At 64.9% G+C, this 22,147-nt stretch carries 17 protein-coding genes; 15 read left to right on the top strand and 2 right to left on the bottom strand.

Features of this window, described 5'->3' with window-relative positions:
• Nucleotides 1-75: 75 nt before the first annotated feature.
• Nucleotides 76-1,446: a calcium-binding protein gene (locus AB7290_RS29090; protein WP_201266170.1), complete on the bottom strand. Its 1,371-nt coding sequence runs from the start codon at nt 1,444-1,446 to the stop codon at nt 76-78.
• 1,052 nt (nt 1,447-2,498) lie between these two features.
• On the opposite strand from AB7290_RS29090, the gene AB7290_RS29095 reads away from it, so the two are divergent.
• On the top strand, nt 2,499-3,050 hold the full coding sequence (locus tag AB7290_RS29095) for a hypothetical protein (RefSeq protein ID WP_063984337.1): 552 nt from the start codon (nt 2,499-2,501) through the stop codon (nt 3,048-3,050).
• Between the two features lie 205 nt (nt 3,051-3,255).
• Here the strand turns inward: AB7290_RS29095 and AB7290_RS29100 are convergent, their stop codons facing one another.
• Nucleotides 3,256-5,526 (bottom strand): MHYT domain-containing protein, encoded by a 2,271-nt coding sequence (locus tag AB7290_RS29100; RefSeq protein ID WP_354075435.1) that lies wholly within the window; start codon nt 5,524-5,526, stop codon nt 3,256-3,258.
• Nucleotides 5,527-5,978: 452 nt separating this feature from the next.
• On the opposite strand from AB7290_RS29100, the gene AB7290_RS29105 reads away from it, so the two are divergent.
• The 14 genes from AB7290_RS29105 to AB7290_RS29170 all read left to right on the top strand — a co-directional run bounded on the left by AB7290_RS29105 (nt 5,979) and on the right by AB7290_RS29170 (nt 22,139).
• The gene (locus AB7290_RS29105) at nt 5,979-7,229 is read left to right on the top strand and encodes an ABC transporter substrate-binding protein (protein WP_071915369.1); all 1,251 of its coding nucleotides are present in this window, start codon (nt 5,979-5,981) and stop codon (nt 7,227-7,229) included.
• A 136-nt stretch (nt 7,230-7,365) separates the two neighbouring features.
• The gene (locus AB7290_RS29110; protein WP_071915370.1) at nt 7,366-8,193 is read left to right on the top strand and encodes a helix-turn-helix domain-containing protein; all 828 of its coding nucleotides are present in this window, start codon (nt 7,366-7,368) and stop codon (nt 8,191-8,193) included.
• Nucleotides 8,194-8,432: 239 nt separating this feature from the next.
• On the top strand, nt 8,433-9,443 hold the full coding sequence (locus tag AB7290_RS29115; RefSeq protein WP_071915371.1) for a branched-chain amino acid ABC transporter permease: 1,011 nt from the start codon (nt 8,433-8,435) through the stop codon (nt 9,441-9,443).
• A gap of 1 nt (nt 9,444) precedes the next feature.
• A complete protein-coding gene (locus tag AB7290_RS29120; RefSeq protein ID WP_071915372.1) occupies nt 9,445-10,554 on the top strand; it encodes a branched-chain amino acid ABC transporter permease in 1,110 nt (369 codons plus the stop codon).
• Nucleotides 10,547-11,329: an ABC transporter ATP-binding protein gene (locus AB7290_RS29125; RefSeq protein ID WP_028147232.1), complete on the top strand. Its 783-nt coding sequence runs from the start codon at nt 10,547-10,549 to the stop codon at nt 11,327-11,329. The genes AB7290_RS29120 and AB7290_RS29125 overlap by 8 nt, the downstream gene beginning before the upstream one ends.
• Nucleotides 11,322-13,538 (top strand): ABC transporter permease, encoded by a 2,217-nt coding sequence (locus tag AB7290_RS29130; protein WP_085400988.1) that lies wholly within the window; start codon nt 11,322-11,324, stop codon nt 13,536-13,538. The genes AB7290_RS29125 and AB7290_RS29130 overlap by 8 nt, the downstream gene beginning before the upstream one ends.
• A 3-nt stretch (nt 13,539-13,541) precedes the next feature.
• On the top strand, nt 13,542-14,375 hold the full coding sequence (locus AB7290_RS29135) for a phosphoenolpyruvate hydrolase family protein (protein WP_063984343.1): 834 nt from the start codon (nt 13,542-13,544) through the stop codon (nt 14,373-14,375).
• Between the two features lie 25 nt (nt 14,376-14,400).
• On the top strand, nt 14,401-17,313 hold the full coding sequence (locus AB7290_RS29140; RefSeq protein WP_085400986.1) for a flotillin family protein: 2,913 nt from the start codon (nt 14,401-14,403) through the stop codon (nt 17,311-17,313).
• Nucleotides 17,314-17,322: 9 nt separating this feature from the next.
• Nucleotides 17,323-17,760 (top strand): SRPBCC family protein, encoded by a 438-nt coding sequence (locus AB7290_RS29145; protein ID WP_014496426.1) that lies wholly within the window; start codon nt 17,323-17,325, stop codon nt 17,758-17,760.
• 5 nt (nt 17,761-17,765) lie between these two features.
• Complete coding sequence (locus AB7290_RS29150) at nt 17,766-18,209, top strand: SRPBCC family protein (protein ID WP_063986523.1); 444 nt, start codon at nt 17,766-17,768, stop codon at nt 18,207-18,209.
• Nucleotides 18,210-18,211: 2 nt separating this feature from the next.
• The gene (locus AB7290_RS29155) at nt 18,212-19,030 is read left to right on the top strand and encodes an FAD binding domain-containing protein (protein WP_085400985.1); all 819 of its coding nucleotides are present in this window, start codon (nt 18,212-18,214) and stop codon (nt 19,028-19,030) included.
• A gap of 6 nt (nt 19,031-19,036) precedes the next feature.
• On the top strand, nt 19,037-19,513 hold the full coding sequence (locus AB7290_RS29160) for a (2Fe-2S)-binding protein (protein WP_038941740.1): 477 nt from the start codon (nt 19,037-19,039) through the stop codon (nt 19,511-19,513).
• An 11-nt stretch (nt 19,514-19,524) separates the two neighbouring features.
• The gene (locus AB7290_RS29165) at nt 19,525-21,117 is read left to right on the top strand and encodes a xanthine dehydrogenase family protein molybdopterin-binding subunit (RefSeq protein WP_354075006.1); all 1,593 of its coding nucleotides are present in this window, start codon (nt 19,525-19,527) and stop codon (nt 21,115-21,117) included.
• Nucleotides 21,117-22,139 (top strand): xanthine dehydrogenase family protein molybdopterin-binding subunit, encoded by a 1,023-nt coding sequence (locus AB7290_RS29170; RefSeq protein WP_014496431.1) that lies wholly within the window; start codon nt 21,117-21,119, stop codon nt 22,137-22,139. The genes AB7290_RS29165 and AB7290_RS29170 overlap by 1 nt, the downstream gene beginning before the upstream one ends.
• The last annotated feature ends 8 nt before the right edge of the window (nt 22,140-22,147 follow it).

Consider the following 22,147-nt stretch of genomic DNA (forward strand, 5'->3'; position numbering starts at 1 on the left):
CGAGGAACTCCCCAGAGTGGACATGCGCGCAGCGCACCGCGCGCATGTCCTTGTCGATGTAGACGACCTACGAGCTTACGAGTGCCACCCGTGATGATCGTTGTTGTGGTGAGACATCCAATCAGCCAGATGCGCTACGAACGAGCCTGTGTCCGGCGTATCCGTCTGCCCAGAATCGGCATCCGCAGTCGTGTTCGACGTCGCAGTGTGACCCCGCCACCAGGAATGATCTCCGGATGCGGACGACGTGCTGGCATTATTGAGCCACTGCGAGAAATCGAGCCCACCACCGTTGTGGTTGTGCCCGCCACCGCCGTTGCCGGCCTGCCAGGACGAACCGCCCGACCAGCCGCCGCCGTGGTGATGACCACCCCAGCCGCCAGTATCCGTCGAACCGCCGGTTGACGGATCCGTCGTTCCGTCCGAGCCCGACACGGGAGGGGTGCCTCCGGTGCTACCGCCAGCATCGGCAACCGGCGGCGTGGAGCCGTCCGTGCCGGTGCTACCGCCACCGTCCGCAACCGGCGGCGTGTTGCCGCCCGTGCCGGTGCTACCGCCAGCGTTGTCAACCGGCGGCGTGCTGCCGTCCGTGCCGGTGCTACCGCCAGCGTCCACCGGCGGCGGCGTGTCGGTCACCGGATCGGTAACGGGATCGGTAACAGGCGGAGCGGTCGCGCCCCCCGTGCCATGGCTCGTATTGTGCGCAAGGAACACCTGCTGCAGTGCCGGCAAATTCTCGAGCGCAGTGTCGCCATTCTGCGATCCCCACGCGTAAGCATAGTCAAAGGCCGGATTGGGAACGAGGTCCGCCCAATGATCGATCATTGCCTGCGCTTGCGCGGCAGTCGGCACAGCGACCTGGCTGCCGGTTTCGGTGGACCAGCCGCCGCCCCCGAACGCCTGATACACCGGAACGATGGAGTCGAGCGGGATTCCGGCTTGCTCAGCGGCAGAGACGTACTTGTCGATCGTGCTGAGGTCGACGTTCGGACGGTCCGTCCACACCGGATACCAATCGAGACCGAAGTAGTCGATGTGGGTGTTCGCCTGGTTGTAGCTGTTCATGTAGTTCGGATCGTCCGATGATCCCGTGTTCATCAGGACGGTGAACGTCTTGGCCCCGGGATCGTGCTGATGAATCCAGTCGGATTCAGCTTTCAGATCCGCGGGGTTGGCTTGCGGTCCCCACTGACCGGTCAGATCGGGCTCATCCACAAGGTAGAAGCCGAACACTTTCGGATTGTTGAGGAACGGCGTCACCTGGTCGATAAATTCCTGAGTCACGCCGTGGTACTGATCGAGCCAGACCAGACCCTGCACGCCGCTGGGCAGTGCATTCACCTGGTCGACATACTGGACATCTGCGAGATTAAAGCCAGCTTCAGCTGGTGCGAAATTACCTTGCGAGTCCAGACCCCCGCCCGCAGCGTAGTGTAATGTTGCCAATGATATTCCCCTGTCAGTGTTGAAAGCCCCCAGTGACCTGTAGGTCCGAGCGCCCGACAACCGATCGTGCGTCCCACCGAGGTGAACGTATGTTTACGTTTGAGGCAGGAATCTCCGTTCCATTGGGCGTAACCAAGGGATTATTGTGCTGAAAGTTTGCACAACAACGCGCCAACGCTGATCGCCGGATCTGCGGGAAAACTTGTTTTGAAAGACGATTCAACGATATGCGGCCAATCGAGGCCGAGAAGATCAATGCTGAATCTGGCACAACGCCGACGAAATTGTTCAATGCCGGTAGCGGGCAGCAAACCGGATTGATGTCCGTGGATTACCTCCGATGACGGATGTTCTCATCGAAGCGTTTCCGTTGTTCAGTAAAGGGCGTGGCGCAAATAGAGAGAAAATCCATGCGGATCAGCGCTCCTGTGAGCCGGTATTTTAGCACCAAAGGCGAGCTCGTTTGCGGGGGCAATTGCGAATCGCGGAAGTATTAGGCGCTGGGTTGCCTTGCCGCTCTGCTGGGTTGCCTTGCCGCTCTTTAGCACCGTGGCTGGAGAGCTCTTTTTGATAGCGCACGCGAAGCGAATTTGTCCCACCCGTTCGCTGTGCCGCGCGCTGGCGATTTTTCGAGTAGAATCAGCTCATTTGCTGCCGAGGACGTCATGTCAGGGTCGGCCCAAACGAACGTCAAGTTTCCGCCGGGTTCACGAATTCAGGTAAAGCCGGCAGCCGGTCCTCGCTTATCTGGAAAGACCGGGACCGTGGTTGGGGCCGGATACTATCCGAAGAGCCTCCGCGTCATTCTGGACGGATCGAAGGGACCAATTACTCTTCACGTGGACTACGTGGCCATGATCGACACGTGAAGCGGGCGCAGCGTTCACGGCCCCACTTGCGGCAGAAGGCGCTCTTCAACGACGCGTTTTGAGTTACTCCAGAAGTATAGCCGGCCCCTGATCCAGCATTGGGCCGCTCTTTTGACCCATTTCAGCCAATCTTTGTTAGTTGCTCGTTGCTCGGGGCAGGATCCATCAATCCCGGAGCCTGCGATGTTCAAGCAAGTTATTTCTGCGTGCTGCCTCGTTGTGATCACCTCGCTCAATTCCGATGCACGACCCTATCGCATGCAGCACGCCTCTGAATGCAACGTCACCATGCCATGCGACTTCTCGAACTACGCGCAAATCCCGAACCAGCGAAGAGAGGTGCGAGACTCATTGCAGATACACCGAACCAAACAACTCTCCGTCGTCGCCAATACAAATATTGCGGCGTCTGATAGTCCCGTCAGCACTCGGATCGTTGGCGGCCGCCCCGCGGGCTGCCCCTCCTCATTCTGCGGTTGTGCCGCAGCCCTGCGCCTGTTTGGTCGCATCGTTCCGGAATTGAATCTCGCGGCAAACTGGCTGAGATTTCCGCGTACGTCGCCAGCACCAGGAATGGTCGCGGCAAGACGCGGGCACGTTTTCGTCCTCGAGCAGCACATCGGGGGCGACGTTTGGATGGCGTACGACGGCAACTCAGGTGGACGCGCAACGAGAATACATGCGCGTTCTTTGAGGGGGTACACGGTTGTGAATCCGCGCGCGACGCTGACTTGAATTTAGCCCTTTATCGAATCGGCAACACGGTTGCCAAGCACCGGCATTCTTTCACTGGGACAGCGGCAATCTCTCGTCGCTGAGGCGCCGTTATTCTCTCCGGTCGAAACACGACCTGGTGGCTCCACGCGATCATATTGGTTCGCCAGGGAGCTGGAGGCAAATGTGCTGGCGGCGCCGATCGGCGGCCGTCAGCCCGACACCGTCAGGCGACGACAGATCTCGCGCTCTCCCGCTCTCGCATCGCTCCCTCGATAGCCTTCTCAAGGGCAGCCTGATCGAACGGCTTCGACAGGCGGCGCAGATTGGAACGCGCGTCGATGGGAAGCTCCGCATACCCGGTGCTCAGGAGGATGACCGTACCGGGACGCTCCACGACCACGGCTTCAGCAAGCTGCAGGCCGGTCATGACCGGCATCGCATAGTCGGTGACGACGAGTTCGATGGCCTGCGTGCGGCGGAGTAGATCCAGTGCCTCTTCGCCCGAGCGTGCCTCGACCACCGCATGCCCGAGATCCTCCAGCATTGCCGCCGTATTCTCCAGCACGAGAGGATCGTCGTCGACCAGAAGCACAGAAAGCCGGCGGTCGGCGCGAAGCATGGGTGCCGGGGACTCCGCGCGCGGCGCTGGCAACGCGGCCTTCTCCTCTGCTACCGGCAGCCAGATCTCGGCCGTCGTGCCCACCCCAAGGCGGCTCTTCAGGACGAGCCTGCCGCCGGACTGCTCGGCGAGACCGTGAACCATCGATAGTCCGAGCCCGGTGCCTTTGCCGATACCCTTCGTCGTAAAGAACGGCTCCTGAGCGTGCTTCAGCGTTTCCTCGTCCATGCCGCAGCCCGTGTCGCTCACCGAGAGCGCCACGTAGCGGGGAGCGCCAGCTTCGTGTTGCTCGTCTCTGGCGGAGATGGTTATCAGGCCACCGGCCGGCATCGCATCACGCGCGTTTACGGCGAGATTGAGGACGGCCAGTTCGAGCTGGTTGGCGTCAATCTTTACGTTTGGCAGGTCCAGCGGAAAGAGTGTGTCGATACGGACGCCTGCCTCGAATTTCAGCAGTGACGCCATGCCCCGCACCAGTGCGGCGATATCGACGACAGCCGGCTTGAGATCCTGTTTGCGAGCGAAGGCGAGCAAGCGCTGGGTTAGCAGTGCGCCCCGCTGCGCGCCTTGCATCGCGTTGTCCACGAGACGCTGTATCTTCGGATCGTCTGTTTGCAGGCGTTTTTTCAGAAGCTCGAGGCTACCCAGAACGGCGGCGAGCAGGTTGTTAAAATCGTGGGCGACGCCGCCGGTAAGTTGACCGATGGTCTCCATTTTCTGCGACAGCGTCAGCGCTTCGCGTGCCCGATCCAGCGCTTCCTGTGCCCGCCTCCTCTCGCTGATGTCGCGCACGATCTTGGCAAACCCAGTGATCAAGCCGCTTTCGTTCCGTACCGCGACCAGGGTTGCCTCTGCCCAGAAGCGGCTGCCATCCCGGCGCACGCGCCAGGCTTCCACTGCTGACTTGCCGTACCGCTCCGCCTCCAGGAGAGCACATGCTGGCGCCCCGGAAGCGCGGTCTTCGTCGGTATGAAGGATCGCGTAGCTGGTCCCTACGATGTCGTCGCCGTAACCCATCAGCCGGCGCGCCCCGAGATTCCAGTTTCCGACGGACCCATTCGGCTCGATCATGAACATGGCGTGATCGGCGATGCCCTCCACCAGGAGCCGAAAGCGTTCTTCACTTCGCCTCAGCGCGCTGGCCTCGCGTTCGGCGCGCTCCGCCGAGGCCCGATCATAGACGGCAGCGGCAATCCCAATGCTCAGGATCAGGATGGTGGCGCCGGCGAGCAGAAATGCCAGCGGCGCCCGACCCACGAAATGTCCAGCGTGTCCCGCCATGGTGTTCGCAGGCTCGAACGAGGCACCTTCCATAGCCGCGTAATGCATGCCGGAGATCGCGAGACCCATGACAAGTCCTGCGAACAGTCGCTGCGTCGCATTCGTCTTGCGAAAGGCAAGCCAGAGCGCCACGACCGAAGCGCACATCGCGATCACGACCGAGAGCACGACCCACCGAGGATCGTACGCGACGGATGCCGCCATTCTCATCGCGCCCATGCCCGTATAGTGCATGCCGGATATGCCAAGCCCCATCGCCAGGCCGGACACCAGGAGCGCCTGCGGGCGTCTTCCGACCACGGCAAAGGCCGCGGCCGCGACAACAATGGGGACGACAAGCGATAGAAAGGTGAGGAATGGATCGTAGGAGATCTCGACCCCCGGCAGCCTGAAAGCCAGCATGCCGACGAAATGCATGGACCAAATGCCGCCCCCCATGGCGGTGGCCGCGGCTGCAAGCCAAGCCGGACGAGCCCGCCCGGACGCGGCACGCATCCGGGTCGCGAGGTCGAGCGCTGTGTAGGAGGCGAGCGCGGCGATCAGGATCGACAGCGCCACAAGTACGGGATCGTGAGAGGCCGTATGGTGATTCATTTCCACCAGATGGTAATGGAAATCCGGGGCAAATTCACCCTAGGTTGAATAGCGGCGCCGGGATCGAGGCCCGGCCGGCCGCGATCCGTGGCACCCTGTCGGCAAATTCAAGCTGGATCCAGCCGTCGGGGGGCTGTTTCCACCCTACCTTCCCTTGGGGATTTTGAACCGGACCAGGCCTGTGCTGGATCAGGCTCCGTGCACGGATCAACCGGAGGGGATCGTGCCGCTCACGCACCGCACTGCAAATTGGGCAAGCCGGCCGCCTATTGCACCGCGAAGCCAATTGCGCCGCAACATTCAAAATGAGACTGCCCGTCAAGCCGCACGATGCGCCCATACGTGCACTGCATCCGACTTCGGTTAGCCTTCGTTCAACAGCCGGGCGCCTTTCGGGAGCCACGGCGCCGCGCCAATTCAGCGAAAAATTTGGCCATAGAGGGAGGAATGAAATGTTGAAATGCAGTGTGGGACTGATCGCGCTAAGCACCCTTTTCCTTTCAGGCGCGGCAATCGCCCAGGAAAAGATCAAGGTCGGCGTCACGGCAACGCTGGAAGGCACCTACACGGTGCTAGGCGAGGACGGCATGCGCGGCCACCAGACGGCGCTCAATGTGCTTGGCAAGAAGGTCGGCGACAAAGAGCTTGAATTCATCGTTGCTTCGACCGACGCGACGCCGGATTCCGCGGTGCGCGCTGTACGCAAGCTGATCGAGCAGGACAAGGTGCAGATCCTGCTGTCGCCGCTCTCCGGTGACGAGGGCATTGCGGTCAAGAACTTCGCCAAGACCCATCCCGAGTTGACCTTCATCAATGCGGCATCCGGCGCGCAAGAAACCACCTATGTCGATCCCGCCCCGAACTTCTTCCGCTACAACATGGACGGCGCGCAGTGGCAGGTCGGCCTCGGCAAATACGCCTATGAGGACAAGAAGTATCGCAAGATCGCGACCGTCGGCGAAGACTATTCCTTCATCTATACGCAGGTGTTCGGCCTTGTGCTCGAATTCTGCGGCGCCGGCGGCCAGGTCACCAACCGGCAATGGGTGCCGCTCGGCACCAAGGATTTTGCTTCCGTCATCGCCGCGCTGCCCGATGATGTCGATGCCATCTATCTCGGCCTCGGTGGTGCGGATGCCGTCAACTTCCTGAACCAGTACCAGCAGGCGGGCGGCAAGGCGCATCTGATGGGTGGCTCCATCATGATCGACCAGACCATCCTGTCCTCGAAAGGCAACGCCAAGAATGCGCTGGTCGGCACCATCGCGGCGAGCGGCCAAGCCGACACTTGGGAGGATCCGGGCTGGCAGAAGTTCGTGAAGGCGTATCAGGACGCGTTTCCGCCCAACAAGCGCTTCCCGAGCCCGTCGCTTCTTGCGACCAACTACTACGGCTCGACTATGGCGCTGATCCTCGCGCTGCGCGAGGTCAATGGCGATCTTTCCAACAACCAGGCCAAATACAAGGAGGCGCTGGCCAAGATCGAGATCGACGCACCGAACGGCAAGATCAAGCTTGACGCCAACCGCCAGGCGATCGGCACCAACTTCGTCACCGAGGTCGTCGATGACGGCAAGGGCGCGCTGTTCAGCAAGGTCGTGAAGGTGATCCCGAACGTGAACCAGACGCTCGGTTACGATCCGGCGGTGTTCGCCAAGATCGGACTGCCGAGCCGCACGGTCCCGGAATGTAAGAAGTACTGACGCATTCACCGGTCCTCGTTTCGCATGCTCTCCGGCAACCGGGAGCGATTTGCAGGCGCGATATCTTGCGCTCTTGCAATCTCGCCCCGGTTGTTGAACGCTGACTGAAAAGACAAGAACATTCAGGAGGGAAGGCATGAGCCGGGCGCTTGCCGTCTTTCACGGCCGGTTCGGTCGGGCGACGGTCTATCAGTTGAACCGCCCCTTCAACGTGCACGCACATCGCGAAGGTCATCTGATCTTCCATGTTGGCGGCCAGTCCGCATGCATCGACGTCTGTAACGGGCACTACGACCTTACGGAAAGCTCCATCGTTGCGGTCAATCCCTGGGAGCCTCACAATTTCCTGCCGTCCGATCTCGACGGTGGCGCGATCTTCTTCGTGCTCTACGTCAATCCGGAGTGGTTCGCGCCCGACGCGCCCGGCGCCGACCGCCTGCGTTTCGGCCGCACCCAGTTCAAGCGCACGGTCGCACTCGACAAGCACATCAGACGAACCGCCGCGCTTGTGTGCGGCGCACCGTCCCTCTCCAGCCTCGATGCCGAGCTGCGGCGACTGATCGACATCTGCTACGACGAAAGCTGGCAGCAGGCCGAGATCGCGCGCGACGCGCGCACGGCCGGCGCCGTCACCGACTTCCGCGTGCGCAAATGCATCAAGCTGATGTCTGAAAGTCCGGGCGCCGAAATGGAGCTCGACACGATCGCGCGCGAATCCGGCTTGTCGCGACCGCATTTCTACCGGCTGTTCCGCACCCAGACCGGCGTCACGCCGCATCTCTACCTCAACACCCTGATCATGGAACAGGCGCTGGAAGCCCTTGTCGCCGGCGAAGCACCGATCGCCGACATCGGCTTCGACCTCGGCTTCTCCTCGCAAAGCGGCTTCACACGCTTCTTCACCGCCAATGTCGGGATGGCGCCGACCGATTACCGCCGCGCCGCCAAGGTTTTGCGGGCCTGACCGCGCGCGAAAAGATACTGACGATCAAACGCTCCCCTTGTGCCCTCGCTAAGATGGTCGGAACGCGATCCCGAAAAGAGGATCGCAAGTCCGGGAGGACGCACGTCCATGGCGAGGTACGCAGCCTACGCAAGGCTGTTCGACCAACGTTCAAAACATGAGGCAGGGCGAGGTCGAAGCGGCCTGATCGCGCCCTCTTCCCGTTTGCGGGGGCGCGAGGCGGGGATGAGGCAGTTGACATGACGCGCTTCGTCGAACGTCATCCGGCCTGGGCCCTGATCGTGATCGTCGCGATCGCGCTCGCACTGTGGCTGACCTTGGCGGTGTGGCCGCCCGGACTTGAAGAGGCGATCGGCCGCAAGCGGGTCTTCCTGAACGCCGTGTTCAACGGCATCACGCTCGGCGGCCTCTACTTCCTTGTCGCCAGCGGTTTCACCCTGATCTTCGGCCTGATGCGCAACGTCAACCTCGCGCACGGCTCGCTGTATTTGTTCGGCGGCTATGTCGGCTACGCCATCAGCGCCTCGACCGGCTCCTGGCTCCTCAGCTTCATCGTCGCCTTCATCCTGACGGCGCTGGTCGGCGTCCTGCTTCAGCTCATCGTCTTCCGCCGCATGGAGGGCCAGGACTTGCGGCAGACCATGGTGACGATCGGTCTCTCGATCGTTTTCGCCGATCTCATGCTGTGGGCTTGCGGCGGCGACTTCTATCAGATCCAGACACCGAACTGGCTGATCGGCCCGATCGAGCTGCCGCTGGTAACTGCGGTGAAATCCTCGGGCGAACCGGTCTATCTCCGCTATCCCCTGGTCCGGCTGGTGATCTTCGCCGCGTCCGTCGTGATCGGCCTGGCGATGTGGCTGGCGCTCAACCGCACACGCATCGGCATGATCATCCGCGCCGGTGTCGACGATCGCGACATCCTGGCCGCGACCGGAGTGCGGATCCAGCTCGTCTTCGTGCTGGTCTTTGCGCTCGGCGCCGGGCTTGCCGGCATCGCCGGCGTCGTCGGGGGCACCTTCCAGTCACTCTCGCCCGGCGAAGACATCCGCTTCCTGCTTGCCTCGCTCGTCGTCGTCATCGTCGGCGGCATGGGCTCGATCCCCGGTGCCGCGCTCGGCGCGCTGATCATCGGCCTCGCCGAACAGCTCGGTTCGGTCTACATCCCGACCTACGCCATCGTCGTGACCTTCCTGATCATGGTGCTGGTCCTGGCAGTCCGGCCGCAAGGCCTGTTGGCGAGGCGCTGAGATGTCGCTCGCCCACGACGCCCGCGTCACCGTTCGTCCTGCCGCAGCGGCGCAGCGCCCCACCTTGCGCGGATGGCCGGAGATCAACAATCCTGCAGCCTGGATCGTCGCGGCCATTCTCCTGATCATGCCGCTGATCGCCAACGGCTTCTTCCTGATCGAGATCTTTGCGACCACGCTGATCCTCGGCATCATGGCGCTGAGCCTGATGTTCCTCGCCGGCTACGGCGGCATGGTCAGCCTGATGCAGCTCACCATCGCGGGCTTCTCCGCCTATATGGTCGCGGTGTTCGGCGTCAGCGGCAACGCCAATATCAGCCTGGGTTGGCCGTGGTGGCTCGCGGTCCCGATGGCGCTCGCACTCGCGACCCTGTTCGGCACGCTTGGCGGCGCGCTGGCGGTGCGCACCGAGGGCATCTACACCATCATGATCACGCTCGCGATCGGCGCGGCGTTCTATTACTTCACCAATCAGAACTGGGCGATCTTCAACGGCCATACCGGCATCAACACCGTCGCCACGCCGCATTTCTGGGGCGTCAACTGGCGCGCCGACATTCCCTTCTACTATATCGTGCTCGCGGTTGCCGCGCTGTGCTACTTCGCCGTTGAATACATCTCCCGCGCGCCATTCGGCCTGGCGCTGCAAGGTGTACGCGACAATCCCCGCCGCATGGCGGCGCTCGGCTTCAACGTCAATGCGCACCGCGTCGCCGCCTACGCCTTCGCGTCCTTTGTCGCGGCACTGGCTGGCGTGCTCCAGGTCTGGAACTACCGGCAGATCTCGCCGGGATCCGTCAGCGTCGGCGCCTGCATCGATATCCTCATCATCGCCGTGGTCGGTGGCATCACGCGTCCCATCGGTCCGTTCATCGGCGCGCTGATCTTCGTGCTGTTACGCACCTTCGCGCTCGACTTCCTGGTCAAGCTCGGGCTCGACGGCAACCGCTTCCGGCTGCTGATCGGCCTCGGTTTCCTCGCCATCGTCTTCTGGTCCTCGGACGGCGTGATCGGGCTCTGGCAGAGCTGGCGACAGCGCCAGCGATCCGGCGCGGCCCGTTCAAGCGAACGTCACGGCCGAGGATCTGGTCAAGGATCCGGTCATGGATAGCGTCGCGCAACGCCTCTCAGCCGTCGGCGCCGGCGCGGCGCTGGAGCTTCGCGGCGTGACGCGCCTGTTCGGCGCGCTGGCCGCGCTCACCGACGTCACCATTACCGTGCGCCCCGGCGAGCGGCGCGCCGTGCTCGGCTCGAACGGTGCCGGAAAAACCACCCTGTTCAACTGCATCACCGGCGATTTCCCGCCCTCCTCCGGCACCATCCGCTTCTTCGGCGAGGACGTCACCCACTTCCCGCCCTACGAGCGCATCCGCCGCGGCCTGCGCCGGACCTACCAGATCTCAGCGCTCTTTCCCGGTCTCACCGTCCAGGACAACGTCTACCTCGCCTGCCGCGGCGTCTCGCGCGGACGCTTCTCGTTCCTGCGCCCCGGACAGAACGACGCGCTGATGAGCGCGGCCGATAATCTCGTGCAGGCCGTCCATCTCACAGGCGTGAAGGACCAGCGCGTCGCGGAGCTTGCGCATGGCCAGCAGCGCCAGCTCGAGATCGCACTGGCGCTCGCCGGCGCGCCGCGCTTCGTGTTGTTCGACGAGCCGGCCGCGGGCCTGTCTCCGACCGAGCGTGCCGAGCTGGTCGAGATCCTAACCTCGCTGCCGGCGCATATCGGCTACATCATCATCGAGCACGACATGGACGTGGCGCTACGCGTCGTCGAGAGCGTCACGATGATGCACAACGGGCGCATCTTTAAGGAAGGCCTGCCGCAGGAGATCGAGTCCGATCCCGAGGTGCAGGAGCTTTACCTCGGAGGCGGCCATGAATGAGGTCCGCCGCTCGGCCGCCGCCGCCCTCGAAGTCCGCGGCCTCGACGTCTACTACGGGCATTCGCATGCGCTGCAGGGCGTGGACCTGACGCTCGAAGCCGGCGTATTCTCGGTGGTCGGTCGCAACGGCATGGGCAAGACCACGCTGTGCAAGGCGATCATGGGGCTGGTGCCGGTCAGCGGCGGCTCGATCCGCGTCCGCGGCGACGACATCACCCGGCGGCCGCCCGCCCACATAGCCCGGCTCGGCGTCGGCTACGTGCCGCAGGGCCGGCGGCTATGGCGCTCGCTCAGCGTCGACGAGCATCTGCAGCTTGCCGCGGGCCTGCGGCGCGGGGCTTGGACGGTCGAGCGCATCTACGAGACCTTTCCGCGATTGGCCGAGCGCAAGGACCATGGCGGCGGCCAGCTCTCCGGCGGCGAGCAGCAGATGCTGGCGATCTCCCGCGCGCTGCTCACCAATCCGCAGCTCCTGATCATGGACGAGCCGACCGAGGGGCTTGCGCCCGTCATCGTCGCCCAGGTCGAGGAGATGCTGGTACGGCTTGGCGAGGACGGCGACATGTCCGTGCTCGTGATCGAGCAGAACATCGGTGTGGCCACGGCCGTCTCGCGCAACGTCGCGATCATGGTCAACGGCCGCATCAACCGCATCATCGATTCCGCGCGCCTTGCCGCGGACCGGGGGTTGCAGCAGCGCCTGCTCGGCGTCGGCCTCCACGCCGAGCTCGAGCCCGCCGTCGACATGCCGGCGGCAGGCACCGGGGCGAAGGCCGCACCGCAGCCGCCCCGTCCAGGCGGCCCGATCCGTGTCTACATCTCCAACCCGACACCGCCCACCCGCTGGTCGCAGCCGGTCCCGATCGCCCGCATCGAGGCCGCCGCCCGCACGCTCTCGACACAGGTGGCGCGTCTCGACGAGACCGCCCGGCGCCGGCGCGAGCCGGTCGCGGCGCAAACGCAGGGACCCCCGGTCGTGCTCGTCGTCGGCACGCTCGACACCAAGGGCACGGAGCTTCGCTTCATCCGCGACATCATCGCCGGGAGCGGCCTGCGCACACGGCTGGTCGATGTCTCCACCAGCGGCCGGCACGCAACCAGCGACGTCTCCGCCCAGGAGATCGCCTTGAACCATGGGCGCGGCGGATCGGCGGTGTTCGGACCCGACCGCGGCGCTGCCGTCACTGCGATGGCCGATGCCTTCGCCAGTTGGCTGCGACGCCAGAGCAATGTGGCCGGCGTGATTTCGGCGGGCGGCTCGGGCGCAGCGTCACTGGTCGCGCCGGGGATGCGGACCCTCCCCGTCGGGGTGCCCAAGCTGATCATCTCCTCCGTCGCCTCCGGCGACGTCGGGCCCTATGTCGGCCCGGCCGACATCACCATGATGCATTCGGTCACTGACGTGCAGGGCCTCAACTCGATCTCGCGTGCCGTGCTCGCCAATGGCGCCCATGCGCTGGCCGGCATGGTCAGGGCGCGGCTCGATCAGCACGCGCGGAAGGATGGCGGCGACGGCGCATTGCCGTCGGTCGGCATCACCATGTTCGGCGTCACCACGCCGGCGGTCCAGAAGATCGCGGCCGACCTGCGCGAGGATTTCGAATGCCTCGTCTTCCACGCCACCGGCGTCGGCGGCCGCTCAATGGAGAAGCTCGTCGATTCCGGACAGATCGCCGGCGTCATCGATCTCACCACCACGGAAATCTGCGATCTCCTGATGGGTGGCGTGTTCCCGGCAACCGACGACCGCTTCGGCGCCATCATCCGCAGCCGCCTGCCTTACGTCGGCTCGGTGGGCGCGCTCGACATGGTGAATTTCGGCGCCCCGGACACCATTGCCGAGCGCTACCGCGGCCGCAAATTCCACGTCCACAACCCCCAGGTCACCCTGATGCGGACCACGGCCGAGGAAAACGAACGCATGGGCCGCTGGATCGCCGATCGGCTCAACCAGATGGACGGCCCGGTGCGCTTCTTCCTGCCCGAGGGCGGCGTCTCCGCGCTCGATACACGAGGACAGCCGTTCTGGGATCCCGATGCCGATGCGGCGCTGTTCCGTGCGCTGGAGCGGAACGTGCGGCAGACCGCCAGCCGTCAGCTCATCCGCGTCCCCAAGAACATCAACGATCCCGAGTTCGCCTCCATCATTGTCAGCGCGTTCCGGACCTTGTTCGGCCGCACCGGGGCGCGCCGGAGACTAGCGAGGTGACCGATGGCCCGGTTTGAACGCGCAGAACTGTTGAAACGCTTCCGCGACATGGCAAAGCGCGGCGAGCCCATCATCGGCGGCGGCGCCGGCACCGGCCTGTCGGCCAAGTGCGAGGAAGCCGGTGGCGTCGATCTCATCGTCATCTACAATTCCGGCCGCTATCGCATGGCCGGCCGCGGCTCGCTTGCGGGATTGATGGCTTATGGCGACGCCAACGCCATCGTGCTGGAGATGGCCGGCGAAGTGCTGCCCGTCGTGACCAAAACGCCAGTGCTCGCTGGCGTCAATGGCACGGATCCGTTCCGCGACATGGACGTTTTCCTGGACCAGTTGAAGGCCCTCGGTTTCGCCGGCGTGCAGAACTTTCCGACCGTCGGCCTGATCGACGGAGTGTTCCGCGCCAATCTCGAAGAGACCGGCATGTCCTACGCGCTCGAGATCGACATGATTGCGAAGGCACGCGAGAAGGACCTGCTGACGACGCCCTACGTCTTTACCGAGAAGGAAGCCGCCGCGATGGCGATCGCGGGCGCGGATATCATCGTCTGTCACCTCGGCCTGACGACCGGGGGCACCATCGGCGCGCAGACCGCGCCCAAACTCAAGGATTGCCCGGCGCGCATCGACACCTGGGCCTCCGCCGCGCTCAGCGTCAATCCGGACATTCTGGTGCTCGCCCACGGCGGACCGATCGCCGATCCGGACGACGCCGATTTCATCATGAAGAACACCCGCTACTGCCACGGCTTTTACGGCGCCTCCTCGATGGAGCGGCTGCCGGTCGAGCGGGCACTGACGGATCAGGTGCGCAAATTCAAGGCGATCGGCGCGCGATAACGCCGGAAGGTCGAGGGAGGGAAATATGTCAGGGACTCTGGTCGGTGAATTGATCCTCTGGCTGATCGTCGCCATCGTGGTGATCGTGGTCGGCGTCTACATCGTGAACTGGCTCTACCATCGCTCGTCCAAGGAGACCTCATTCGTCCGGACCGGCCTGCTTGGCGAGCGCGTCGTGATCAACGGCGGCGCGTTCGTGCTGCCCTTCATCCACGACTACACGCCGGTCAACATGAACGTGCAGCCGATGGGCATCGTGCGCTCCCGGCAGGACGCCGTGATCACCCGGGACCGCATGCGCGTCGACATCGAGGCCGACTTCTATGTCCGCGTTCAGGCGACCCGCGAAGCCGTGTCCATCGCCGCCGCCACGCTCGGCCGCCGCACCATGGAGCCCGAGAAGCTCCACGCCCTCCTCGCCGGCAAATTCATCTCCGCGATCCGTTCGATTGCCTCGGAAATGACCCTGGAGCAGATGCACGAGCAGCGCGGCGAGTATGTGGCCCGCGTCAAGGCGAACGCGGCTGAGGCCCTCGCTCAGAACGGACTCGAGCTGGAATCCGTCGCGATCACCGATCTCGACCAGACCGATCTCGAATTCTTCAACCCTTCGAACCGCTTCGACGCCGAAGGTCTGACACGCCTGATGGAGGACATCGAGGCCAAGCGCAAGCTGCGCAACGACATCGAGCAGGATTCGATGATCAAGATCCGCTCCCGCAATCTGGAGGCCGAGCGACAGGCCCTCGAGATCGAGCGCGAAAGCGAGACGGCCCGCCTCGAGCAGGAGCGTGACATCGAGATGCGCCGCGCCCTGCAACGCACCGAGGTCGCGCGTGAGCGGGCCCTGCGCGAGACCGAGGCCGAGCAGGCGCAGATTTCCGCACGGGAGACCATCGAGAAGGCACGCATCGCAAACGACCAGGCGATCGCGGAAGCCCGTATCGCCTCGGAGCGCGAGACACGCCAGCGGGAGATCGAACGCACCCGCACCATCGAGGAGAAGGAACTGCTCGCCCGCGAGGAGGTCGAGAAGACCCGGATCGCCAACCAGCGCTCGATCGACACCAGCCGCATCGCCTCTGAGCGCGAGGTGCGCCAGCGCGAAATCGAGCGGATGCGCACTATCGAGGAAGCCGAGATCGCCGCCCGCGAGGCGATCGAGAAGGCGCGTATCCAGCAGGACCGGGTAGTGACCGACGCTCGTATTGCCAATGAAGAAGAGACGCGGCGCCGCGAGATCGAGCGGACCCGCGCCGTGGACGAGGCCGAGATCGCCGCCCGCGAAGCGACCGAAAAGGCCCGCATCGCCCAGACCATGATTGTCAATGTCGAGCGCATCGCGTCAGACGAGCGCACCCGCGCGCTTGAGATCCAGCAGGTGCGCACGATCCAGGAAGCCGAGATCGAGGCCCAGCGCGCGGTCGAGGCCGCGCGCATCGCCCGCGAGCGGACGCTTGCCGCCGAACGCATCGCCGCCGAGCAGAATACGCGGCAATTGGAGATCGAGCGCAACCAGGCACTCGACGTCGCGGGAATCGCGGCACGCGAGGCCACCGAAGCCTCCCGTATCGCCCAGGAGGAGCGAGTTCGTTCGCTCGAGATCGCCCGCAACCGCGCCGTCGAGGAAGCCGATATCGCCTCCCGCGAAGCGATCGAGGCCGCGCGCATCGCGCAGGAGAAGGCCATCGCGGCCGAGCGGATCCAGGCCGACAGGGAGACCAAGGCGCTCGAGATCGAGCGGACCGCCGCAGTCGAGGCGGCTGACCTCAAGCGGCGCGACGTGATCGAGCGCCAGCGCATCGGCGTCGATCTCGCGCTGGAGTCCGAGCGGATCAATTCGTCCAAGAAGCGCGAAGTGCTCAATATCGAGCAGAAGAAGGCGATCGAGATCGCGGACGAGGACCGCGTCATCGCGCTCTCCACCAAGCGCTCCGAACGCATCGACGCCGACCGCCAGGTCAAGCAGGCCGAGATCGTCGCACGCAAGGACGTCGAGACCACCGACGTCTCGCGCGAGCAGGCGCTGGAGGCGGCGCGGATCGAACGCCGCCGCTCGATCGAGCAACTCGAGGTCGCCCGCGTCCAGTCGCTCCAGGAAGCCGAGATTGCCGCGCGCGAGGAGGTCGAGCGCGCCCGCATTGCCTCCGACCGCGGCCTGGATGAGGCCCGCATCGGCCGTGAGCGCGAGTTGCGGAAGCTCGAAGTCAATCGCGAGAAGGAGGTCGAGACCGTTCTGATGGAGAAGGCGATCGCGATCCACCTGAAGTCGCTGGAAGAATCCGCCGCCCGGGCCTCGGCCGAGGAAGCGCGGATACATGCGACGGAGGCCACCGAGCGCGTCATCACCGCACGTGAAAACGAGATCGCCAGGCGTCGCAAGAGCGTGGAAATCGTGATCGCCGAGAAGCAGGCCGAGGAGACCCGAATTGCAGCCGAAGCCGAGCGCGTTCGCGCGGCCGTGGAGGCCGAGGCGCAGCGGCTGCTCAACGAGGCCGAGAACGTGCTGACCGACCAGGCCCGCTACTCGCTGTTCCGCAGAAAGCTGCTTGACCGCATCGAAGGCATCGTGCGCGAGAGCGTCAAGCCAATGGAGAAGATCGAGGGCATCCGCATCCTCCAGGTCGACGGCCTCAACGGCAACGGCCATGGTGGCAATGGCGGCCGCAGCGCCACCGACGAGGTGATCGACTCGGCGCTGCGCTACCGCGTCCAGGCGCCTCTCATCGATTCGCTTCTGGCGGATATCGGCGTCGAGGGCGGCAGCCTCGCCAAGATGCCGGGCCTGATCCGCGAGGCCCGCGACATGCAAGGCATCAAGGAGTCCGCCCGCAAGGGCGGCGGTGGAGGCGGAGGCGGCGAGAAGCCGGCTGCAGCTCCCTCGCCTTCCACCGAGGGCGAGCCGCCCGCGGAGCGCAGCCCCCGGAAGAAGAGCTGAGGTCACATCATGGCCCGCGTCTATGTCTCAACCGTCGTCAATGCGCGCAACGATCGCGTCTGGGCGCGGGTGCGCGATTTCAATGGCATGCCGAACTGGCATCCCGCGATCGCGGAAAGCCGGATCGAGGGCGGCGAGCCCTCGGACAAGATCGGCTGTGTCAGGGATTTTCGCCTGCGCAACGGCGACCGCATCCGCGAGAAGCTGCTCGGCCTTTCCGACTACGACATGTTCTGCACCTATTCGATCCTGGAATCCCCCATGGGCGTCGAGAACTACGTCGCGACGTTGCGGCTGACGCCGGTCACCGACGGCGACCAGACCTTCATGGAATGGACCGCCGAGTTCGACTGCGCACCCGAACGGGAAGCGGAGCTCGTCGGCAATATCGGCGGCGGCGTGTTCCAGGGCGGCTTCGACGCCCTCAAGCGCCAGTTCGGAGGGTGAGCTCCGTGCCGCATATCGTCAAGAGCACGATCCTGGATGCGCCGACCGATGCGGTGTGGGACGTGCTGCGCGATTTCAACGGACACGATCGCTGGCATCCGGCGGTCGCGACCTCCACGATCGAGCGCGCGCACTCCCCTGACAAAATTGGCTGTGTCAGGCGCTTCAAGCTGCAGGACGGATCGGAGCTGCGCGAGCAATTGCTGGCGCTCTCCGATCTCGAGCAGACCTTCAGCTATTGCCTGCTCGATACGCCGGTGCCGATGTTCAACTACGTGGCGCATGTCCGCCTGCTGCCGGTGACCGACGGCGATCGCACCTTCTGGCACTGGGAGTCGCGCTTCAGCACCAGGCCGGAGGACCGCGATCGCATCGTCCACATGGTCGCGGAAGACATCTATCAAGCCGGCTTCGAGGCGATCCGCCGGCACCTGAAGGAGGCGGCATAGCAATGGCCGTGACAGTGAAGACTTTTGCCAGCACCAGCGAAGCGGCCGGCGCGCTGTCGGCAGATCGCGGCGCACGCTATCTTGGCGGCGGCACGCTGGTGATGCGGGCGCTGAACGAGGGTGACGTCTCTGTCTCGACCGTCATCCGCGCCAGCGACCAGGCCCTGACCCGGATCGACGCGTCGGGCCCGCGTGTGACGCTCGGGGCCGGCATCACCTTCGCAAAAATCCTCGCCGAGCGCGACCTCGGCTTCCTGCACGCCCCTGCCCGCTCGATCGGCGGACCTGCGGTGCGCAACATGGGCACGGTCGGGGGCAACCTGTTCGCGCCAAGTCCCTATGGCGACTTCACGGTGGCGCTGCTTGCGCTCGATGCCACCGTCGCCGTGCAGGGCGGCTTTGGCACGCGCGACATCGCCATCGAAGAGTTCTTGCAGTCGCGCGAGCGGCAAGCCGGCACGCTGGTGCTCTCGGTGTCCTGCGCACGGCCGGCGAGCGCGGACGCCTTCCGCTACCACAAGGTCGCCCGTATCAAGCCAAAGGGCGGCTCCGTCATTACGCTCGCAGCCCATCTGCCGATCAGTGGCGGACGGATCGCCGGGGCACGGATCGCGCTGGGCTCGATGGCGCCGACCCAGATTCGGGCACGCGCCGCCGAGCGTGTGCTCGAGGGACGTTCGCTGGATGCCGCGACCATCGCTGCTGCGGCGTCCGCCGTCACCGAGGGCACCTCCCCCTTCGACAACGCGCTCGGCAGCGCCTGGTATCGCCGCGAGATCGCCGGCGTCCATCTGCGCCGTCTCCTCTCGGGTCAGGAATAGCTCGTCATGGCCAAGACCGCCCTGCAATTTCGTCATAACGGCCGCGACGTCGCGATCTTCGTCGATGGCGGCACCAACCTGCTGGTCGCTCTGCGCGAACTGATCGGCGATATGACGCCGAAATTCGGCTGCGGCCAGGGCGGCTGCGGCACCTGCAGTGTGCTGATCGACGGCGAGTTGCACCTGTCATGCCTGACGCTGGCGGAAACCGTCGCCGGCCGATCGGTGGAGACGCTCGACGGCCTCAAGCAGGGCCCGAACCTGCATCCGCTCCAGCGTGCCTTCGCCGACAATTTTGCCGCCCAATGCGGCTATTGCACGCCGGGCATGCTGATGGCGGCAAAGGCGCTGCTCGATCGCAATCCGCAGCCTAGCCGCGCCGAGGTCGTCGAGGCGATCTCCGGCAACATCTGCCGCTGCACCGGCTACGAACCCATCATCGATGCCATCCTCGCCGCTTCGGGCGGCCGGGCCAGTGCCTAAAGGATCTTGTCATGCTGGAACTGCGCAAGGACATTTTCGCCGACGAGCGCGACGACAATCTCAATGAGATCGGCAAGGGCACGCAGCGCCAGGACATGCTCGGCCATGTCACGGGCACGTCGAGCTATTTCAACGACCACAAGCTTCAGGGCATGCTGCATCTGAAGGTGGTCCGCTCGACGCAGGCCCACGCGCGGTTGCGCCATATCGACACCACGGAAGCCGAACGCTCGTCCGGCGTACGCCGGATCATCCGCGGCGCCGACGTGCCGCGCAATCTCAACACGCTTCTCAGCCTCATCAACTTCGGCAAGGACGACGAGCCTACGCTGGCGGCGGACAAGGTCCGCTACAAGGGCGAACCGGTCGTCGCCATCGTCGCGGACAGCGAGCGCGAGGCGTTCGAGGCGATCGCAAAGGTGCGGATCGACTACGAGCCGCTGCCGGTCGTGCTCGACGTCGAGGACGCGCTCAAGGCCGGGGCGCCTGTCGTCAACGAGACCTATCCGAAGAACGCCTTCATCTATCACGACGTCCATGATCACCAGAAGCTGCGCTTCGGCGATGCCGACGCCGCGCTCGCGACCGCCGACCACGTGCTCGAACAGCGCTACCAGATGTCTCCGATCGAGCACGCGCCGACCGAAACCAATGGCGCGATCGCCGCGCCCGACACCAACGGCCGCTACGTCGTCTACACCTCGACGCAGGCACTGTTCTTCTCGGTCGACACCTGCGCCAAGATCCTGGACCTGCCTTCCAACACCTTTCACTTCATCGGCGGCACGGTCGGCGGCGGCTTTGGCGGCAAGGTGGATACGTTGACCGAGCCGCTCGCGATCCTGGGCGCGATGCTGACCGGGCGGCCCGTCCGCTACGTGTTCGGACGCGAGGAGGAGATGCAATACGGCCCGCCCCGCGGGGCCGAGCGCATCTACATCAAGGACGGCGTGATGCGGGATGGCCGTGTCATCGCGCGAAAAATCCGCGCCTATTTCGACAGCGGCGCCTATACGAGGCTTTCCAGCTACGCCGCCGTGAAATGTGCCGCGCATCTGCCCGGGCCATACACTATCCCCAATGTCTATGGCGACGTCTATTGCGTCTTCACCAACCGGACGCCCGCGACGGCGATGCGCGGTTTCGGCGTCACCGCGATGGATTTTGCGATCGAGTGCCAGATGGACAAGCTGGCAAACCTCGTCGGCATGGACCCGATGGAGTTCCGGATCCTCAATGCCTATCGCGACGGCGACATGAAGGCGCATCGGCGCGAAGCCAAGAACACCGCGCTGATCGAATGCGTCCAGGTCGCCGCCGAGAAGGCGAAATGGCCCATCCGCGAGGAGTTCAAGCGAGCTTCGTCGCGCAAGGACGGCGGCGGCAGCCGCGCCGTGATCCCGCCGACCCCGACGGATTCGCGCAGCCGGCCGGCCGCGCCAGTCCAGCAGCGCACCAGCTATGACCGGCTCCCGCCCGCCGTCACCCGCGAACCACCGCGCGAGCCGCCGCCCCCTGCGCCGCCGCCCCCTCCACCGCGGCCGGCCGCGCCCTCGCACGGCGCGCCCCGCTTCTCCTCCGTGTTCGGCACCAGGAGGCGCTGATGACCCGGCATCGCGGACGCGGCATGGCGTCGATCAACTATCCCATCGGCATGAATCTCGGCGGCGATCCCAGCCAGGCGTTGGTTCATTCCAACCCGAGCGGCAAGTTCACGGTGGCGCTGTCGTCGATCGACCTCGGCCAGGGCATGAAGTCGGTGACGCGGCAGATCTGCGCGGAGACGCTGGGCGTTCCCGTCGAGGACGTCTATGTCGATACCGCGGATTCCGACACCGGTCCGCATTGCATGGGCTCCTTCGCCTCGCGCGGCACCCATCGCGTCGGCAATGCCGTGATGGCCGCGGCGCGCGAGGCACGCGGCGTGATGATGGAGGCGGCCGCCGAGGAGCTCGAGGTCAACGCCGCCGATCTCGAAACCGACGGACGCGGCAACATCCACGTCAAGGGTGCGCCGCATCGCTCGATCTCGACCAAGGACGTCGCCATCGCCGCCCAGTTCAAGCAGGGCAAGACCATCTCCGGCCGCGGCATATTCCTCGTGCCCCTGTCCAACGTCGACCCCGAAACCGGCGAGATGTCGCCGGCGACCTGCTACGCCCATGCCTGTCTCGTGGCGGAAGTCGAGGTCGACGACGAGACCGGTGAAGTCGCGATGGTCCGCATGGACTCCGCCTATGAGCTCGGCCGCGCGCTCAATCCGCGCCTGGTCGAGCAGCAGCTCGTCGGCGGCGCCTGGATGGGCATCAGCCACGCGCTCTACGAGACGACGGAGCCTCACTATCCCGACCCTGTTCACGGCCCCCGCGACTTCGTCGAATATCTGATGCCGGGCCCGGGCGACATTTGCCCGCACGATATCGCCGTGCTGGAGCGCCCCGCGCCAGATGGCCCGTTCGGCGCCAAAGGACCGGGCGAAATGTGCGCCAATCCCGTGCTGCCGGCTGTCGCGAATGCGATTTTCAACGCCGTCGGCGTACGCATCGACGATCTGCCGATTACGCCGGAAAAGGTGCTGCGCGCGATCAAGACCCAGGGCGGCGCGCGGCCACAGGCGCGACGCTGAGACTGGCC

The organism is Bradyrhizobium sp. 613_E4_N2_2, from assembly GCF_052075995.1.
Lineage (GTDB): Bacteria > Pseudomonadota > Alphaproteobacteria > Rhizobiales > Xanthobacteraceae > Bradyrhizobium > Bradyrhizobium barranii.